At 43.1% G+C, this 16,778-nt stretch carries 18 protein-coding genes, 1 riboswitch and 1 other annotated feature (1 of these 20 cut by a window edge); of the genes, 10 read left to right on the forward strand and 8 right to left on the reverse strand.

All coding sequences use genetic code 11. The annotated features are described in order from the left end of the window. Positions 1 to 10: 10 nt before the first annotated feature. The 5 genes from IGJ01_RS01815 (at position 11) to IGJ01_RS01835 (ending at position 3,641) form a co-directional block, all read left to right on the forward strand. Positions 11 to 502, forward strand: coding sequence for a hypothetical protein (locus tag IGJ01_RS01815; protein WP_244732916.1), 492 nt, complete (start codon positions 11 to 13; stop codon positions 500 to 502). Further along, on the forward strand, positions 480 to 1,940 hold the full coding sequence (locus tag IGJ01_RS01820) for a helix-turn-helix domain-containing protein (protein WP_430601332.1): 1,461 nt from the start codon (positions 480 to 482) through the stop codon (positions 1,938 to 1,940). Before IGJ01_RS01815 ends, IGJ01_RS01820 begins: the two co-directional genes overlap by 23 nt. A gap of 208 nt (positions 1,941 to 2,148) precedes the next feature. Beyond that, positions 2,149 to 2,718: a TetR/AcrR family transcriptional regulator gene (locus tag IGJ01_RS01825; RefSeq protein WP_005227190.1), complete on the forward strand. Its 570-nt coding sequence runs from the start codon at positions 2,149 to 2,151 to the stop codon at positions 2,716 to 2,718. 3 nt (positions 2,719 to 2,721) lie between these two features. Then, positions 2,722 to 3,180 (forward strand): low molecular weight protein-tyrosine-phosphatase, encoded by a 459-nt coding sequence (locus tag IGJ01_RS01830; RefSeq protein ID WP_005232347.1) that lies wholly within the window; start codon positions 2,722 to 2,724, stop codon positions 3,178 to 3,180. Between the two features lie 107 nt (positions 3,181 to 3,287). Beyond that, entirely contained in the window at positions 3,288 to 3,641 is a 354-nt protein-coding gene (locus tag IGJ01_RS01835; RefSeq protein WP_005232346.1) for a hypothetical protein, read from the forward strand. 63 nt (positions 3,642 to 3,704) lie between these two features. On the opposite strand, the gene IGJ01_RS01840 is transcribed toward IGJ01_RS01835, so the two are convergent. The 6 genes from IGJ01_RS01840 to IGJ01_RS01865 all read right to left on the reverse strand — a co-directional run bounded on the left by IGJ01_RS01840 (position 3,705) and on the right by IGJ01_RS01865 (position 10,680). Continuing rightward, on the reverse strand, positions 3,705 to 4,064 hold the full coding sequence (locus tag IGJ01_RS01840) for an iron chaperone (RefSeq protein WP_005232344.1): 360 nt from the start codon (positions 4,062 to 4,064) through the stop codon (positions 3,705 to 3,707). Positions 4,065 to 4,424: 360 nt separating this feature from the next. Continuing rightward, positions 4,425 to 5,930: a helix-turn-helix domain-containing protein gene (locus IGJ01_RS01845; protein WP_005232342.1), complete on the reverse strand. Its 1,506-nt coding sequence runs from the start codon at positions 5,928 to 5,930 to the stop codon at positions 4,425 to 4,427. A gap of 118 nt (positions 5,931 to 6,048) precedes the next feature. Beyond that, a complete protein-coding gene (gene brnQ / locus IGJ01_RS01850) occupies positions 6,049 to 7,401 on the reverse strand; it encodes a branched-chain amino acid transport system II carrier protein (RefSeq protein WP_008376239.1) in 1,353 nt (450 codons plus the stop codon). Between the two features lie 204 nt (positions 7,402 to 7,605). Beyond that, positions 7,606 to 8,340, reverse strand: a complete 735-nt coding sequence (locus IGJ01_RS01855) for an amino acid ABC transporter ATP-binding protein (RefSeq protein ID WP_005232339.1) — start codon at positions 8,338 to 8,340, stop codon at positions 7,606 to 7,608. Positions 8,341 to 8,351: 11 nt separating this feature from the next. Next, positions 8,352 to 9,941, reverse strand: a complete 1,590-nt coding sequence (locus IGJ01_RS01860) for an ABC transporter permease subunit (RefSeq protein ID WP_005232337.1) — start codon at positions 9,939 to 9,941, stop codon at positions 8,352 to 8,354. Positions 9,942 to 10,056: 115 nt separating this feature from the next. Further along, positions 10,057 to 10,230: riboswitch (Lysine riboswitch) on the reverse strand. A gap of 147 nt (positions 10,231 to 10,377) precedes the next feature. Next, positions 10,378 to 10,680 (reverse strand): hypothetical protein, encoded by a 303-nt coding sequence (locus IGJ01_RS01865; protein ID WP_005232333.1) that lies wholly within the window; start codon positions 10,678 to 10,680, stop codon positions 10,378 to 10,380. Between the two features lie 315 nt (positions 10,681 to 10,995). Between IGJ01_RS01865 and IGJ01_RS01870 the strand changes: the two genes are divergently transcribed. Continuing rightward, positions 10,996 to 11,913 carry an ABC transporter ATP-binding protein gene (locus IGJ01_RS01870; protein WP_034878119.1) on the forward strand — a complete coding sequence of 306 codons (918 nt, stop codon included), beginning with the start codon at positions 10,996 to 10,998 and terminating at the stop codon, positions 11,911 to 11,913. A gap of 1 nt (position 11,914) precedes the next feature. Continuing rightward, positions 11,915 to 12,676, forward strand: a complete 762-nt coding sequence (locus IGJ01_RS01875) for an ABC transporter permease (protein ID WP_086332928.1) — start codon at positions 11,915 to 11,917, stop codon at positions 12,674 to 12,676. Positions 12,677 to 12,749: 73 nt separating this feature from the next. On the opposite strand, the gene IGJ01_RS01880 is transcribed toward IGJ01_RS01875, so the two are convergent. After that, complete coding sequence (locus tag IGJ01_RS01880) at positions 12,750 to 13,655, reverse strand: sensor histidine kinase (RefSeq protein ID WP_005232328.1); 906 nt, start codon at positions 13,653 to 13,655, stop codon at positions 12,750 to 12,752. Between the two features lie 14 nt (positions 13,656 to 13,669). Further along, entirely contained in the window at positions 13,670 to 14,338 is a 669-nt protein-coding gene (locus IGJ01_RS01885; RefSeq protein ID WP_005232327.1) for a response regulator transcription factor, read from the reverse strand. Between the two features lie 157 nt (positions 14,339 to 14,495). On the opposite strand from IGJ01_RS01885, the gene IGJ01_RS01890 reads away from it, so the two are divergent. The 3 genes from IGJ01_RS01890 to IGJ01_RS01900 are packed head-to-tail and all read left to right on the forward strand — an operon-like array spanning position 14,496 to position 16,571. Beyond that, positions 14,496 to 15,188, forward strand: a complete 693-nt coding sequence (locus IGJ01_RS01890; RefSeq protein ID WP_005232325.1) for an NAD-dependent protein deacylase — start codon at positions 14,496 to 14,498, stop codon at positions 15,186 to 15,188. 13 nt (positions 15,189 to 15,201) lie between these two features. Further along, positions 15,202 to 16,050, forward strand: coding sequence for a chorismate mutase (locus IGJ01_RS01895; protein WP_034878116.1), 849 nt, complete (start codon positions 15,202 to 15,204; stop codon positions 16,048 to 16,050). Beyond that, positions 16,047 to 16,571 carry a transcription repressor NadR gene (locus IGJ01_RS01900; RefSeq protein ID WP_016619644.1) on the forward strand — a complete coding sequence of 175 codons (525 nt, stop codon included), beginning with the start codon at positions 16,047 to 16,049 and terminating at the stop codon, positions 16,569 to 16,571. Before IGJ01_RS01895 ends, IGJ01_RS01900 begins: the two co-directional genes overlap by 4 nt. A 120-nt stretch (positions 16,572 to 16,691) precedes the next feature. After that, positions 16,692 to 16,778, forward strand: a binding site (T-box leader); it runs 152 nt beyond the window's last position.

The following is a 16,778-nucleotide window of genomic DNA, read 5'->3' on the forward strand; positions in this document are numbered from 1 at the left end:
GGGTGAAGAAATGAAACGCAGATTTGGTTTTGTCATTGGTGCCTGCATGATTATTGGAATGATCGATCTTGTCACAGAACAAGTTGTTTTTGCGACTATCTATAATCCGCTAGACCCCTCAGAAGAAATCGTCCCAAAGGATCCGCCAGAAGGAAGTACGGAGAAAGCAGATGAACCGCCTGCAGAAAAGGAAGAATCCAAAGAATCACCGGCTCCTGAACCGGAACCTGTTCCGAAAAAAGAACAGGAACAATCCTCATTTCCAGAAAGCAGTTTTTTGGAAAAACAGAAGCACTTAGCACAACGAGTCATGTTGGAAGATGTTTTTGCGTCGGATCGTTTGGCTGTCGATTTAGCACTGCCGGGAAATAATACGGATGGTGACGGGGATGACAAACCTTCGTATCTTGCCAGCTTATGCTATCTATTTTCAGGAAACGTTCTTTATGGCCAAAAAAATAACGGAGGCTTGAAAACGCATGTTTGTGACATTTTTGAATAAGGCGGACAAACGAAAATTGATGATGCTGCAATATTTGGAAAACGCAGTCGCTCTTTCTGAAACGAAGGAAACATTGATGGACCAATTGACCATGTCGGAATTTCTGATCAATAAAACCGTTCAAGAATTGAATCTTGATTTTTATGAACTAGGATTGAATGAGGAATTTGAGATCGTGACCGATGGGACGGTCATTAAACTGAATGCCTCCGGGCTGGCAACTTCAGACACACTACTGACCTATTATCTAGATCAAGCGTTAAAATTTTCTATGTTGAAAGAATGCTTTTTTGAGCAATTGTCTTCTTTATACGAATTTGCTACCAATCACTATCTAAGTCATAATCCCGTCTATAAAGAATTTAAACAGTTTAAACTGATCTTGAAAGAATACGACATTGAAGTGACGAAAGAGTTTCAGCTGGTGGGTGAAGAAAGTGAGATTCGGGAGTTTATTTTTCTCTTTTTTATGAAGGAATATTATTTGAACCATTCCCCTTTCCCAAAATGTATCTTGGACAAAGAAAAAACCTTTGATCGATTCAATGAAAGTACTTGGCTGAATCCAGAACAGTCTGCCCGCATGCGGATTCGCAAGAAACATTATCTAGGTATTGTTTTGGCGCGGATGTCTAAAGGACATTTCATACAAAACAGTGTGGAAAACGATTTAGTCTTGTCAAAACATTTAGTGATCATTGAAGATTTGAAGCGTTGGTTGCAGGAGATCTTGACGATCAACAATCAAGAAGTCCTAGAACGTGAAGCACGAGATATTTTGCGCTTTTTGATCGTTGAGGGTTGGCTGATCGACAATAATAGCTACATCGACCAAGAACAAACCTATATCCAACAATTAAACGAGCAGTTTATTCAGGCGGTCCAACAGCAGTTTTCGCTAGCCACGGACACGTTGGCACTGCTTCATGCCGAAACGACTACGATTCATTACCAGCTCCTGTCGTTTTCTTTTAGTTCTCGCTATGAGTACCAATACATGGATGTCACGTATTTTCTTGAGACGTATCCTGAATATGCTGCCTTTTGCCGCAACTATCTGGAAGAAAGTCGTAATCGACCGATCTTATGGAACAATAAAGAGTTTTTGTTTTTTAGATACCTTATTTTATTAGTTTCTACGATTCCATTAAAAGAGATTTTGGTTCCTTTATATGTCTGTGTTGATTTTTCATTTGGTGATTCCTACAACCAGATGATCAAAAAGAATATTGAAAAAATTCTCGATTTGAATGTACAATTCCAGAGTTACCCAGATGATCATACGCACCTGATTCTTTCAAACCTGCCATTTTATGGTGCGTTGGGGATCGACCATATTTTATGGCTCGCACCACCTAGACCCATCGATTGGGCCAATTTTACTGAAAAAATCAGCGTGATTCGCAGAGAACAATTTCAAACCAAAATGGCACAGTGAGCATCTTGCCGTTTAACTATCGAAAGCAGCGTCTGCCTCAAATGAAGGCAGGCGTTTTTTGCAGAAATCAGCCATATGCAAAAAGCACACAGGGATCTATTGCCCTGACGAAGTGTTCGGATAAGGTCTGTGAAAAAGGACCATTTGATAGGATTTTTTTTTGCTAGAAAATTTGGTATGATAGAAAGAGAAGAAAAAGAGGTGCCCTATGATGGATGGGAAACAAACGAAGGCTGTGATTGGCCAGACATTGATCACCCTTTGTGAGACCAAAGAAGTGAATAAAATCAGCGTACAGGAGATCGCCGAAAAGGCGCAAGTCAATCGGCAGACGTTTTACTACCATTTTCCTGATAAAAAAGCTTTGATCCAATGGATCTATCGGCAAGATGCCCTGATTTTTTTGACGACAGAAGATGTCTCCCTTGATAACTGGGAAGAAGCCGCCTTGCGCATGCTGAAAGCAATGAAACAAGCGCCGGCCTTTTACCGCAAATCACTGGCTTATGACCGCGAGATCTTAATGAACGGTTTTTTACAGATCACAGAACCGCTTTTTCAGCGCTTGTTCTTGGAGGTCGATCAAGAGCAGCAATTGACGAAACAAGACATTCTATTTTATAGCCGATTCTTTTCCTACGGCTGCGGAGGCATTTTGGAAAATTGGATTCACAACGACTTTCCAGAGACCCCATTAGAGATTGCGACGCAATTGTTTCGTTTGGCGAAGGATGTGGAATTTTTTGGCCACCAAATCTATGAAAAAGAGGAGCAGTAAGCGATGACGAAAGTTTTATTTGTTTGTTTAGGTAATATTTGCCGTTCCCCCATGGCAGAAGCTATTTATAAAGCAGAAATAGCAAAACACAAGTTGGATTGGCAGATCGATTCGGCAGCGACCAGCTCATGGGAAGTCGGACATTCTGCTCATCCCGGAACCAAAAAAAGACTGCGTCAAGCAGGGATCTCTAGTGACGGTCTTATTTCACGGCAGATCACTGAAGCGGATTTTGCCACATTTGATTGGATCATCGGCATGGATGCGAACAATGTTGAAACACTTCAAGCGCTAGCACCTGCCGATACGACCGCAAAGATCCGTTCGTATTTGAGTGTTGTTCCTGGCAAAGAGGCTGAGGAAGTACCAGATCCTTATTATACAGGAGATTTCGAAGAGACCTATCAACTGCTGCAAGAGGGGATTCCTTATTGGCTAGAGGTTATTTCTTCTGAAAAATAAGGCGTGTTCGCTTGTATTTTATCAAAAATTTGCTAAAATAGAACCATGGAAATGCGAACGTATGTGTGGTTTTAGAAACTGCTGCAACGCGCAGAAAGGAATGTCCAATGGAAAAGAAACCATCGCCCATCAAACAATTGGGCAAACTCATTGTGATGACATCCACAACGTTGCTGGATACCTTTTTCAGTGATGATGCTGACAAGAAGAATCAGTCTGAGAAAGTCAAAGAAATCCGGCGAACGCTGCAAGAGGCAGCCGCTGCCAAGCATCTGGTCGTGCTGCAAGTAAAAACAGAGAAATTGGGTGGTTTTGAAACCGTTACCGGCTGGATCGTCGGCAAAACGGTAGCAAAAGAACAAGTTGTCTTGAAATTACAAAGCGACCGTCAGCAGCTGCGGATTATTCCCCTGCATCATGTGCTGAAAGTTAGCACCTTGAATACAAAACCCGGCTTGTAAACAAGCCTGTGCATAGCAAAAAAACCGCTGCGTCATTAGACATAGCGGTTTTTTAATTGCTAGTTACGCGTGCTTGTTTTTGACTTCTGCGAGTCGCCAAGCGGTCATCACAGCGATCAGTTCGTAAGGGATCGGCTGTGCAAAAGAAAACTGGACCGCCCCTTTACTGGTCTTGTATGGTTGTAAGTCCTCTTGGAAGGCCGTGATCGCAGAAGGCGTGGGATAAAAGCCTAGATGCTGTTTGGCGCAGGCAAAATGTACGATATTTTCTCCCTGATGATAAGTAGGCATTTGATAACTGATCTTTTCAACCGCTTCAGGTAAAACGGCTTTGATGGTTTGACGGACCTTTCTTAAAATCGCTTGTCGTTCTGCTGGAGCTGCTGCAATGTATTGGTCAACTGTCGTAATGGCTGTTGTCATAGGCCACCTCCTGCCTTTAGTATACGGCAAACCCCGTAAGAAAAAAAGGAGCCTGTCAGTGGGTAGCTGACAGGCAAGGAGTAAAAATGAAAAGTGTTAGTTAGGGTTGTTTGTTGGGTTATGTATACTATACTGTCCAAATATGAATTTTTTGTGGAGAAAAGATTGGAAAGTGTTTAAGTTTGCTGGCTGCGAAAATAAGTAAAAAAAGACCCGTCGGTGGGTGGCCGACGGGAAGGAGTTAAAAATGAAAAAGTGTTAGTTAGGGTTGTTTGTTGGTATACATAGAGTATACGAGATAAATATGAATATTCTGTGACAAATCTTTTCGGAAGTTCTTAAGAAACCGTAACGGTTTGGTTACAGAGAAAGGTTCTTTTCATCAAAACGGTTTTTCAACGTACGATACAAATCAATGTATTGCCGATCGTCTGCCGCATAATCCCAAATATAACTCATTTTTTCTGGTTTGAGTTTTTTCATCAACTGATTGGAACTAACGATGACATCATAATTTTCTTGCTGGTTTAGATCATAAGGTTCTGCTGCTACGAAGGTCAAGTCATGTAGGAATTGATTCAATCCTTGAACGACTAAGAAATTATCTTCTAACGCAACCCCTACCCGTAAACGATTCGAATAACGGATTTGATCATAAAACGGCAGCAGGGCGTGGGTATACATCGTTGCCATCTGCTCTTGGTTTTCATCATTGATATAGTCCACCGCTGATTCTTCGCGATAGTTCGTTAAGAATTCATCGATTTTTTGCTGCAGCTGCTCTTCAGCAGACCCGCGATTGATCGAGGGTGTCAGCAAGCGATAGATATTTGGAAACGGCTGACGGAAAACGTAGTTGCCGAAAGTCACATTGATTAAATTACCCACGACCAATGGCTCGTCTAACAGGCCAGGTTGTGAAGCAAAGAAGGTTGCTTTCATCTCTGCTAACAAGTCTGCGACTAACGGATAAACTGGGTTTTGTTTGCTTGAAAAGAATTGCAAGGTTTGTTGCAAAGCTTCTTCTTCAGGACTCAAGTAGAATGGGAAGATTTGCGCCATCAAATAAATAAACCCTGATTCGCCTTTTAATTGTTTGTCTGTCATTGAAACTTCAGGATCAACGACTTGTGTCAAACGCTCAAAATCGAAATATGGATTATTTTTCATCAGGAAATTGTACCGCTTGTCGTATTTGGCAAAATTCCCTTTTTTGATTCGTAAAAGAATCAAGGCGGCGAAATACTTCAACTCTAATCGGCCAAGATAAGAATGAGTCATTGGGAAATACTCCGTGAATCGATCCACCATTTTTTCTGTCTCACTCTCAGCGATCGCAAATGGCCATTCTATTCCACGAGTACCTAACCAAATGATATTGAATAGGGAGAGCCGCACAAGACGCTCATCGCCTACTAAGTTTGATTCAGTGTACGTAAAGCGAAGCTGAAATTGCTTCAAATGTTTTTTTAGATGTTCAAATTTGCGAGACACCGTTGAACGACTGACATCGTATTTTGCACAAAAATCCGTGATCGTAGGATTGTCTTCATTCAGCATGTAAAGAACATATAAGAACGGAACGCTTTTATTCAATAAATAGAAGCGGTATTCATCGATCGTTACCGCGATATTCTGAGGCTGTAATTTACCGCCACGACCGAGTATCGACATATGATCCGGAGTTAACTCAGTTAGATCTTGGTCGATCTCAGTCAACTCTATAAAAGCTTGTTGGTAGCTTAACTCCATTTCCTTTGCCAATTGTGCGATTGGGTGGCTAGGGTTTTGCAGAGTCAGCATACGCCGGAATATTTTAAATTTAATTAATGTTTGCGGGTCCATCATAAGTTCTTCATAAAACATAGGTATCCTCCTTTGTGGCTCTATTGTATCTTTTTTTTACGAAACTGTCAGTCTTTTTAATCAAAAAAATAGCCTACCCTTTAAAAAAAGGTAGGTTATTTTCATCTTTTTAACTAATTTAGGCTGAAACAGGGTCTTTTTTGAACCACGACCATAGCAAACCGATCAAAAATCCGATCGCAGCTGGTACGACCCACCCCATCCCGATTTGGAAAAAGGGCAGATAATCTGACGCAAAAGACAAGATTCCTTGCACGAAAGCGTTGTTGGTAATCACTGCAGGACTCGCATTTAAGCCGTCGATGATTGCAGCGATCAACGTGAAGTATGTCGTCATTCGATAGACACTGGCACGATGGTTAAATAATGGACTGATGATCGCCAACAAAATCAAAGTGATCGCCAGTGGATAGATAAACATCAAGACTGGAATAGAAAACTCGATGATATTGGTCAAGCCGACATTAGCGAAGATCGCTGGTAAGATACTTGTCAAAGCGATAAAGAATCCGTAGCTTTGCTTTGGAAACAATCCAGCAAAGGTTTCGGAAAAGGCCGTGATCAAACCAATGGCGGTTTTTAAACAGGCAGAGATGACGATCAATGCCAATAGCAGACTGCCGACAGTGCCAAGGTAATGGTTGGCGATTTGTGCCAAAGCGATCCCACCGTTTTCGCTGATGGGAAACTGGCCTAAACTTTTGGTTCCCATATAAGAAAGTAAGGTATAGATGATCCCCATCAACACGATGCTGACAGAGCCGGAAAGGATCGTGTCTTTTGCGACCGTCGCAGGTTTCTCAACCCCCATATTGCGAATCGTTGAGACGATGATGATCCCGAAGGCTAAAGATGCCAGCGCATCGAGAGTATTGTAGCCGTTTGTGAAACCAGTAAAGAAAGCATCGCTTTGATAGCTAGGATAGATCGGCGCATCGCTGATGGTTCCTAGTGGTTGCCAAAAGGCAAAAAAGAGCAAAACTCCTAGTAAGACCAGAAACAAGGGATTTAGAAACTTCCCTACATAATCTAAGATTTTGCTAGGTTTGCGTGAAAACCACCAGGCAGCTCCAAAAAATAGGGCAGAGAACAACGCCAATAACCAAGTTTGCATGTCTGATGAAACATGGGGAGCGATCCCGATCTCATAAGAAGTAGTAGCCAAACGAGGCAGAGCAAAGAATGGCCCAATCACTAAATAAAGCAAAATCGTAAATATCATTGCATAGCGGCGATTGATCCGAGAAGCTAATTCAAAAACACCGCTGCTTTGGGAAACGCCAATAGCAATGACCCCTAAAAATGGCAAGCCGATCCCTGTAACTAAAAAGCCAAGGTTGGCTAAGCCGACATTCGCGCCAGCTTCTTGTCCCATGTGAACGGGGAAAATCAGATTTCCGGCACCAAAGAAAAGACCGAAAAGCATTGATCCAACATACATGTAATCCTTAAACTGTAACTTTTTTTCCATAAATGAAAGCTCCTATAATTCCTTAGTTTTAAAAAAAATAACAAAGTTTCTAACAAATAGCAATGGTTTTTTGTGATTTTTTGATAAATTCTGACAATTACTCCTCCTGCAATAAAAAAACACTTAGCATTGAATTCTTCCAAGCTTACTGAAAAAGGACGAAAAAGCTCGGAAGAAGACCGCTAAGTGTTTCAAGACAGAAAATTAATTCAACACACGGGAAAGGAATTCTTTGGTGCGTTGCTCTTTTGGATGAATAAAGATATCTTCAGGCGTCCCTTGTTCGGCAATGACACCTTGATCCATAAAGATGACCCGATCAGACACTTCTTTGGCAAAGCCCATTTCGTGGGTAACGATCACCATTGTCAAGCCAGTATGAGCTAACGTATTCATGGTCTTCAACACTTCACCGACCATTTCTGGATCTAGCGCAGAAGTCGGCTCATCAAACAACATGACATCCGGATTCATCGATAAGGCACGGGCAATGGCTACTCGTTGTTTTTGTCCACCTGAAAGCTGGGAAGGCTTGGCATTGGCATATTGAGCCATACCGACTTGCTCCAGATTTTCTTTGGCAGTCGCTTCTGCTTCTTTGCGATCACGATTCAAAACAGTGACTTGGCCCGTCACGCAGTTTTCTAATACATTCATATTGTTGAATAGGTTAAAGGATTGGAAAACCATTCCTAGATGCGTACGGTATTTCGGCAAGTCATAGCCTTTTTCCAGCACATTTTCACCTAAGTAGATGATTTGCCCACTGGTTGGTTTTTCTAATAAGTTGATGCAGCGAAGAAGTGTAGATTTTCCTGAACCAGAAGAACCGATGATCGTGACAACTTCTCCTTTATTAACAGACAAACTGATGTCTTTTAAGACTTCGTTGTCGCCAAAACTCTTTTTTAAATGGTCAATTTCAATGATTGCTGACATGTTCTTCCTCCTTATTCGTTCGGGTTGATGTCTTCTAATTTGACATACGCACTGGGACCATCCATTTTGCGTTCAACAAAGCGCAAGATCTGGGTGGCACTGATGGTCAAGACTAAGTAGATCACACCGATGATCGCAAATGTTTGGAAGTATTGGAAGTTCGTTCCAGCGGCTGATGTACCTTGGAAGAAGAGGTCTGCAACACTGATGACACTTAAGACGGCAGTATCTTTGATATTGATAATGATCTCATTCCCGGTAGCTGGTAAAATATTGCGCATCACTTGCGGCAACACGACCTTGATCATGGTTTGCCAATGGGTCATTCCGATGGCTTGAGCTGCTTCAAATTGGCCGTCATCTACAGCAAAAATCCCCCCACGAACGATTTCAGACATGTAGGCACCCGTATTGATAGAAACGATCAGCACGGCTGCCAGCGTGCGATTCATGGAGACACCAAAGGCTAGAGCAGTTCCGTAGAAAATAACCATTGCTTGAACCATCATTGGGGTGCCGCGGAAAACTTCGATATAAATGGTCAGTAAACCATTGACGATGCGTTGGAAGAAACGTCCTACTGGATTTTCTGAAAGCGGCAATGTCCGGAAGATACCGACTAAAAGACCGATAATCAATCCGATGATCGTTGAAAGGATCGCGATGAATAAGGTCAAGCCAGCGCCTCGTAAAAAGAGCATGCCGTAATCATCAATGATTTTTTTAAAATCAGCGATCAGACCTTGATCTGCTGTTTCTCCGCTGGCATCTGCAGGTTGATCTAAGACTGCTTGATCCATCAGGGAAACCCGTTCTTCTTCAGAAATTCCTGCAAGAATCTCATTGACTTTTTCAACATCGGGATCGCCTTTGCGCATTCCGACTGCTACTTGGACGTCTTCTGGGTTGGTTTCAAAACCGGCTCCTTCATCGAACTCGACCATCTTCAAATCAGGATTTGCACCGACGGCAGTGACGCCTTCTGGACGTTCGCTGACGTAGCCGTCAATGATGCCCGAAGCTAAAGCAACGCGCATGGAGGAGAAGTCCCGCATGGCTTGTTCTTTTTGGACCTCAGGGATTTGATCTATGACGGTATAATGGAAAGTATTCAGCTGGGCAGTGATTTTTGCCCCCGAAAGATCAGCGAGGCTTTTGGCATCGGCGAACTCGCCATCTTTACGAACCACTACCACCAAATCTGATTCATAGTAAGGATCGGTAAAATCAATTTGCTCGCGACGTTCGGCAGTTGGTGACATACCAGCGATCACAGCATCGATAGTCCCCGCTTGCAAAGCTGGCGGCAAACCGTCCCATTGAGTTTTGACGATCACTAATTCTTTGCCTAAGCCTTCAGCGATTCGTTTGGCGATCTGGACATCGTAACCGCCGGCAAACGCCGAGCCTTCTTCCCCAGAAATCGGCACGGCACCATTGGCGTCCGTCGTTTGCGTCCAGTTAAATGGGGCATAGCCTGCCTCCATACCGACACGGAATTGTTCCGCAGGCGTTTGGTCATCCGCTTGCACGGTTAGGGGCAGCTGAATGAGGGTTAGACAGAGGGCGAAGACTGCCCAGATCCAATTATTTTTTTTCATTTTTTCTCTTTCCTTTCACGAGTTGGACAAGCAGGTAAGGATGAAAAAGCAAAAAAACAGCCGTACTCCATGATTGGAAAACGGCTGTTGACAGGTCATCGTCGACAAACCTTTCACAAAACATAGCGCAACTTAGACAAGCTAAGACAGTCCGCAAATTGTTCATTTGCGGCCCAACAAAATCGATGCAAGCAAAACCGACCTTGTTTCGGCGATGTTCCCTAGCTCTGCTGTAAACGTGTTGCTTCACTCAGCAGGATTAATGAACCTCGCGACCTCTACCTAAATGTTAAAGGGTACTCGTATTTAATTTGATTCTTCTCAGAGTTTAGAAGAAAAGCACCCAAATGTCAATTCTTTTTAACAAAAAAACGACCATTTCCCTATTTTTATCAAAGAGAAAGCGGATCGTTTTTACGAGTGTCTATTGGAACCCTTAAGCGACTTTCGCTTTTGGTTCACGGCCTAAAACAGCTTGGATGACTGTCAAAGCAAGCAATAAGCCAAGTGCTAGATAGATGAGGCTTGAGTATTGTGTAACGCCCCAATCTTGTCCGAAGGTACGGTAAACCACAAGGACGATGGCTTGAATGATTGCTGTGATGACATTTAAAAAGCCGAATGCCCATAAATTGCCATTTTCTTTACGTGCTAAATAGAAGATAGAGAAATATAAGCTGACTGCCAACCAACCGAAACTGATAATGATCATTGCCCAATAAATAATAGCTGCTACCAATGTATTTCACCTCACTTTGATTCGTGACTAGTTTACCACGTTTTTTGTTCCTTGTCATGAAGGAATCTCTTTCTTTGTGAGGCAAAAAACAAAGAGCAAGAGCAGTAATGAAAAGATCATCTACTACATTTGCTATTGGTGGGTTTACTGAAAAGAGACGATTTTTCTAGATCGGTTCATTTTCAGCTGTGTATAATAGAAATAAACTGTTTTTTGCAGAAAACTACGAGTTAAGAATCAATTAATAATTAGTTAATAGCTGATTTAGATCTGCTTGCTAGAATGAGCACAGAAGCAAGCAAGGAGGAAGTAAAAATGGAAAATGTTCTTAAAATCAAAGGATTAAACAAACGTTACGGCAAACAGCAGGCGCTACATGATGTCGATCTAACGATCGCTAAGGGAGATATTTATGGATTGGTGGGGAGAAATGGTGCTGGGAAGACGACCCTATTAAAAGCGATCGTTCAGTTGATCCAACCAACTAGTGGCAGTCTGCAGTTGTTTGATGTTGAAGGCGGCAAAGCGTACACTCAGATGCTGAAACGGGTCGGTAATGTGATTGAGACCCCAGTCGCTTACGACCAATTGACCGCTGAACAAAATTTGAACTATTATTGCAAAATCAGCGGGGTGGTGGAACCTGAGGCGGTCAGTAAAGCATTGGCGTTTGTCGGATTGACCAATGTTGGCCACAAGAAATACCGTGATTTTTCTTTAGGGATGAAACAAAAACTGGGCTTAGCGATTGCTTTATTGAATCAGCCGGATTTTCTAATTTTAGATGAGCCGATCAATGGCTTGGATCCTGTAGCGATCGTTGAATTTCGGGAGCTGCTTTTACGATTGAATCAAGAACGTGGCATGACGATTTTGATCTCCAGCCATATTTTAGAAGAGCTGTACCTAGTGGCTACACGTTTTGGGGTCATTAGTGAGGGGCGTCTGATCAAAGAGATGACCAAACACGAATTCGATCTGATGGCGAAACGGTTTATTCAATTAGAAGTGGATGATGTAGCCACAGCTAGCCGCTTGCTAGAGAGTCAGCTGATTTCCGAATATAAAGTCGTCAGTGACCACAAAATTCATATTTATCAAGAGAATGTGTTGATTCGTGACCTGGTCCGTCAGCTGGTTTATGAAGGGATCGCTATCGACCGGATTTCTTTTGAAGGGGAAAATCTAGAGTCGTATTTCAAAGAGTTAGTAACAAGTGAAGGGGGAAATTAAGATGTTGAATTTTATTCGAGCCGATTTGTATCGTTTATCAAGAAGTAAAAGTTTTTGGATCACAGAAGGAATTATTTTATTGTTGGTGATTTTATCCGTTGTTTCCAATGGTAGTGTAGGGGTCACTCTTGGGGATAGTACGCAAACAGGAGGCAGCCTTACGGAAATGACTGGCTTTCTGGCGATCCAGACCAGTTTGTCTTCCATGTTGCTGTATTACTCCTTGCCATTGGTGATGCAGGTCTTAGGCAGTGAGTACACGAAAGGGACCATGAAGAATATCATTACCGTTGGTGTCTCCAAACCCGCTTATCTTTTTGGGAAATTCTTGGTTTATACATTGGTGCTGGTCTTACAGATCGTCGCGATTTGTTTGGTGAGCTTTGTAGCGGGAACGGTTATTGGGGGGATTGGTTATAATGACCTTTCACAGATAGAAAACTTGTTGTATTATTTCGTTAGTTTTGTACTGATTTTATTAGCGACTTCCTCTTTTGCAGTGCTAGTTTTGTATTTGACCAAAAATACAGCGGTCAGCGTGTTGGCGACGATTTTTATTCCGATGGCCTTTGCGATTGCCCGAATCTCTTTACCCAACTGGAAGTTTTTAGAATACTTGGACTTTCAAGGCGGTTTAGAGATGGTGACCATGACTACTTTCCAAACATGGGAAACAGTCCAACCCATTTTTCTTGGGAGCCTGATCAGTTTATTGCTTTGCCTCTTGGCTGCGCATCTGGTGTTTAAGAGACAAGAATTGTAAGAGCAGAAAAACGCCCAACCGTATCGACTAGTGAAGGTCGAGCGATTGGGTGTTTTTTGTGTATAGCCATGAGTTAGTGGGATTCAACGGACTGCTGCCAAAAAAGGGTCAAACGAAACGTCTCTTCGGTTGTATCCAATTGGATCTTGCCGTCTAATGCATTAGTCAATGCCGCGATGATATACAGACCAAGTCCGGCTTGCTGTTTATGCCGTGAAAGGTCTTCGGTATAAAAGCGGTGGGTCAATTTTTCTGGGTGCTGGATCGGTGATCTCAGCTGATTTTCCTGTTGGAAAACGATGCGATCTCCTTGCTGATTCAAGCGGATCGTCCCCGTTTCACTGCCATGTTCCAGCAGGTTACCAAGGACATTTTGGAAAATTCGTTGCCAGCTTTTTTTATCTGAAATGATCATGATGTTGGGTTGGATCGCAACCGTCAGTGATAAATGGTTTTCCTCAAAAGAAGGATAAAGCTGGAGCAGTTCTTCTTCCAATAAACGAGAAAGATTGAATTCTTCCAAAGTCAAAGCGAGCTGATTGTCTTTGAGACGCTGATAGGTCAACAACTGTTCCAGATGATTTTCGACTTTTTCTAGGTTGCTGCTGACTTTATCCAGCAGCTGTAGTTGTTGCGGGGTGAGGGTCGCATCGGCTTGCAGCAGTTGTGTGTAGCCGCTGGCGACCGTCAAAGGTGTGCGTAAGTCGTGAGAGATATTTTGAATGGCTTGTTCCAACTGCTGGTTTTCTTGCAGCATTTGATAGTGTTGCTGCTTATTTTTTCTAAGTATCTGATTGTTTAACAAGGCGATCGCTTTTAAAGCGGGGACGCGGGTCTGTAAATGGATCTCTTGATTTGTTTCGATTTCGCTGATTCTTGTTAATTGCTGGTGGTACTTTTTTAGATCATATAGTAAGAAAAACCAATAGCCAAACAATAACACAACGATCAGAGCGGCGAAAAACTGAAGTATATGCATGAGGTTCCTCCTTTTTAAGCTAGCTTGACGCCGATGCCCCAGACAGTATCGATATACGCTTCATCTGGATCGAGTGTTTTGATTTTGCTGCGTAAATGGCTGATATGGACATTGATCGTGTTTTCTTCACCGTAGTAAGGTTCTTGCCAAACAGCTTCATAGAGCATTTCTTTGGTATAAACTTTTTTGGGGTTCGCTAAGAGCAGGGAAAAAATCTCAAACTCCTTTTTCTTTAACTGAACCGTTGCCTCTCCTCGTTGCAGCTGAAACGAGTCAGGCAACAGTTGAATGTTTTTATACGAGTGGCTGCTGGCAACTGGAGGGGGTTGTTTATTTGTTCGCAATTGAACAATGATACGTGCCTTTAATTCTTCGACATTGAAGGGTTTGGTCAAGTAATCATTGGCACCCGCCAGCAAAAGGGTGGAAACATCGGCTGGTTCATCTAAGGCAGTCAAGATAATGACGGGGACCGTGGAGGTTTGGCGAATCTCTTGCAAGACTTGTGTCCCATCTTTACCAGGGAGCATTCGATCTAGCAAAATCAAGTCGAAAGCATCTTGCTGAAAAAGCAGCAGACCTTCCGTGCCTGAATAGGCTTGCTGGACGGTATAGTCAGCTGCTAAAATAGTAGCCAACATTTCGCTGATCTCATTGTTGTCTTCGATAATCAAAATTTTCATTTGGTTTTCCCATTCTTCTTGTATTTATTGCATTTATTATAAGCAATTCCGCAAGAAAAAGCATTAGTTGCTTTTAAAAAAGAAAATGGCTGATTTTTCGCAAAAACGGTTCTTTTTCGGTTAGAATAAGAGAAAAGCCATAAAGGAAGTTAGAACGATGAAGGTATCTATTGAGCAAGCAATCGCAACGGTCACCGCCGCATCATCCGTGACCTTTTTGACGGGTGCCGGTGTTTCAACCCCATCGGGCATTCCTGATTACCGTTCCTTAAAAGGGGTCTATCAAGGACTGGCCCAGCCAGAGTATTTGTTAAGCCATGACTGTTTAGAAAACGAACCGGAAACATTTTATCAGTTCGTCAAGCACCTCTACCATCCTCAGGCCCAGCCGAACATCATTCATCAAAAAATGGCTGCGCTGCAAACGAAAAAAACAGTTTGGGTCGTTTCACAAAACATCGATGGACTGCATGAAAAAGCGGGGAGTCACCAAAGAATCGATTTTCACGGCTCTTTGTACAACTGTTATTGCCGAAAATGCGGTAATCCGGTACCTTGGCAAGCGTATTTGCAGGATTGGCACCATGCAGGATGTGACGGTCAGATTCGGCCGGCGATCGTGCTTTATGGGGAAGGATTTACGGATGAAACCATTGAGGGAGCCATTCAAGCCGTTGCTCAAGCCGACCTGACGGTGGTCGTGGGGACTTCGCTGCAAGTCTATCCTTTTGCAGGGCTAGTCGATTACAGCCAGCAGGTGTTGGTCATCAATAAGGAACCATTGGCGATCCCGAATGAATATGGCATGTTGACCGCAGCAGCCGAAACGTTTTTCCAGAAAATTGAATGAAGGAGTTTATGATATGACACAACGTACCGAAAAAGAGAAAATGATTGCTGGCGAATTGTACTTTTCCCCAGATCCAGAATTGGTGGCAGACCGGAAATATGCCCGTGAACAAATGAACCTGATCAACCAAGAAACTGATACAAAAATCAAAGAGCAGTTACTAAAAGAAACTTTCGGCTCTGTGACTGGTCGAATCTATATCGAACCGAATGTCCGCTTTGATTATGGCTACAATATTTCTGTCGGCAAAAACTTCTATGCTAACTACGACTGTGTGTTACTAGATGTTTGCCCGATTACCTTTGGTGACAATTGTATGCTGGCACCCAATGTTCGGTTGTTTACGGCGACTCATCCATTACATCCGGTCAAACGAAACAGTGGCTTAGAATTAGGAGCACCGATCGTGATTGGCGACAACGCATGGATCGGTGGCGCGGCCACGATTTTGCCAGGGGTCCGCTTAGGCAACAATGTCGTGGTGGGGGCTGGCAGTGTGGTCACAAAATCATTCCCAGACAATGTTGTGCTGGCGGGAAATCCGGCACGGGTCATCAAGACGATCGACTTGGAAGAAGAAAACAACCAGCAAGATCCTTTGGCTGTTCAGCGAGCGGCGATCGATGACCTTGATTGGCAGCTCACGCATCTTTTAGAAAAACGCATGAGTACAGTCAATGAAATCGTGCAATTGAAGAAAAGTAGTCAGTTGCCGGTTTTAGATGAAAATCGTGAAGAGAAAGTGCTGGAAAATATTCGGCAGGCGATTTCAAATCAAGCCTATGAGGAAACGATTTTAGCCATGTTTCAATCAATTATGAAACACTCAAAAACCTATCAAGAGAATCAATTGGAGGAATGAGTATGGATGGAGCAACACGTCGAGAAACGATTTTAGCGGCATTGAAGCAAGCGGACAAAGCGATCAGTGCCAGCAAACTGGCAGAATCACTAGGAGTCAGTCGCCAAATCATCGTTGGGGACATTGCCTTGCTGCGAGCAGCCGGTGAAGCGATCGCGGCCACTGCTCGCGGCTATCGACTGCAAGCACTGTTGAATGAGGCGGGGCATGTCAGCAAGCTAGCGGTGCAGCATCGGCCTGAACAAACCGAAGAAGAATTGCGGATTTTTGTCGCTTGTGGCGTGGAAGTGGTCGATGTCATCGTTGAACATGAAATCTATGGAGAGATCACTGGCAATTTGCAGATTCAAACAGACCAAGACGTGACTGATTTCATCAACAAAACCCAACATGCAGAAGCCCGCTTGCTCTCTGATTTAACCAACGGGGTGCACTTGCATACGCTGCGTTATACCGATCCTGCGGCTCTGGAAAAAGCCAAACAACAGTTAGCAGAAAAAGGCATGCTCTATCAAAATTGAGGCGTAAACCATTCTGGCAAGGACGCTATCGGCAGTCTTGGGGAACACTTAGATGAAAAAATTGTGATTTTTTGTTGACAAGACGTTCATTTTCCAGTAAAGTACAACTCAACAAGAATAATGAATCTGTTGAGAAGGAAAGTAACCGCGGATACTTTAAAGAGAGACTCTGGTTGGTGGAAAGAGTCAAGTCAGAAGCGATGAAAA

It is taken from the genome of Enterococcus sp. AZ089 (genome assembly GCF_050547225.1).
Taxonomy (GTDB): Bacteria; Bacillota; Bacilli; order Lactobacillales; family Enterococcaceae; genus Enterococcus_D; species Enterococcus_D entomosocium.

What these genes read in the sequence shown, in the direction of transcription:
- IGJ01_RS01855 (WP_005232339.1), bottom strand. Translation starts at nt 8,340, where the DNA reads ATGTCAGCAATCATTGAAATTGACCATTTAAAAAAGAGTTTTGGCGAC.
- brnQ (WP_008376239.1), bottom strand. Translation starts at nt 7,401, where the DNA reads ATGGAAAAAAAGTTACAGTTTAAGGATTACATGTATGTTGGATCAATG.
- IGJ01_RS01860 (WP_005232337.1), bottom strand. Translation starts at nt 9,941, where the DNA reads ATGAAAAAAAATAATTGGATCTGGGCAGTCTTCGCCCTCTGTCTAACC.
- IGJ01_RS01885 (WP_005232327.1), bottom strand. Translation starts at nt 14,338, where the DNA reads ATGAAAATTTTGATTATCGAAGACAACAATGAGATCAGCGAAATGTTG.
- IGJ01_RS01825 (WP_005227190.1), top strand. Translation starts at nt 2,149, where the DNA reads ATGATGGATGGGAAACAAACGAAGGCTGTGATTGGCCAGACATTGATC.
- IGJ01_RS01870 (WP_034878119.1), top strand. Translation starts at nt 10,996, where the DNA reads ATGGAAAATGTTCTTAAAATCAAAGGATTAAACAAACGTTACGGCAAA.
- IGJ01_RS01890 (WP_005232325.1), top strand. Translation starts at nt 14,496, where the DNA reads ATGAAGGTATCTATTGAGCAAGCAATCGCAACGGTCACCGCCGCATCA.
- IGJ01_RS01875 (WP_086332928.1), top strand. Translation starts at nt 11,915, where the DNA reads ATGTTGAATTTTATTCGAGCCGATTTGTATCGTTTATCAAGAAGTAAA.
- IGJ01_RS01900 (WP_016619644.1), top strand. Translation starts at nt 16,047, where the DNA reads ATGAGTATGGATGGAGCAACACGTCGAGAAACGATTTTAGCGGCATTG.
- IGJ01_RS01840 (WP_005232344.1), bottom strand. Translation starts at nt 4,064, where the DNA reads ATGACAACAGCCATTACGACAGTTGACCAATACATTGCAGCAGCTCCA.
- IGJ01_RS01820 (WP_430601332.1), top strand. Translation starts at nt 480, where the DNA reads ATGTTTGTGACATTTTTGAATAAGGCGGACAAACGAAAATTGATGATG.
- IGJ01_RS01845 (WP_005232342.1), bottom strand. Translation starts at nt 5,930, where the DNA reads ATGTTTTATGAAGAACTTATGATGGACCCGCAAACATTAATTAAATTT.
- IGJ01_RS01895 (WP_034878116.1), top strand. Translation starts at nt 15,202, where the DNA reads ATGACACAACGTACCGAAAAAGAGAAAATGATTGCTGGCGAATTGTAC.
- IGJ01_RS01880 (WP_005232328.1), bottom strand. Translation starts at nt 13,655, where the DNA reads ATGCATATACTTCAGTTTTTCGCCGCTCTGATCGTTGTGTTATTGTTT.
- IGJ01_RS01830 (WP_005232347.1), top strand. Translation starts at nt 2,722, where the DNA reads ATGACGAAAGTTTTATTTGTTTGTTTAGGTAATATTTGCCGTTCCCCC.
- IGJ01_RS01835 (WP_005232346.1), top strand. Translation starts at nt 3,288, where the DNA reads ATGGAAAAGAAACCATCGCCCATCAAACAATTGGGCAAACTCATTGTG.
- IGJ01_RS01815 (WP_244732916.1), top strand. Translation starts at nt 11, where the DNA reads ATGAAACGCAGATTTGGTTTTGTCATTGGTGCCTGCATGATTATTGGA.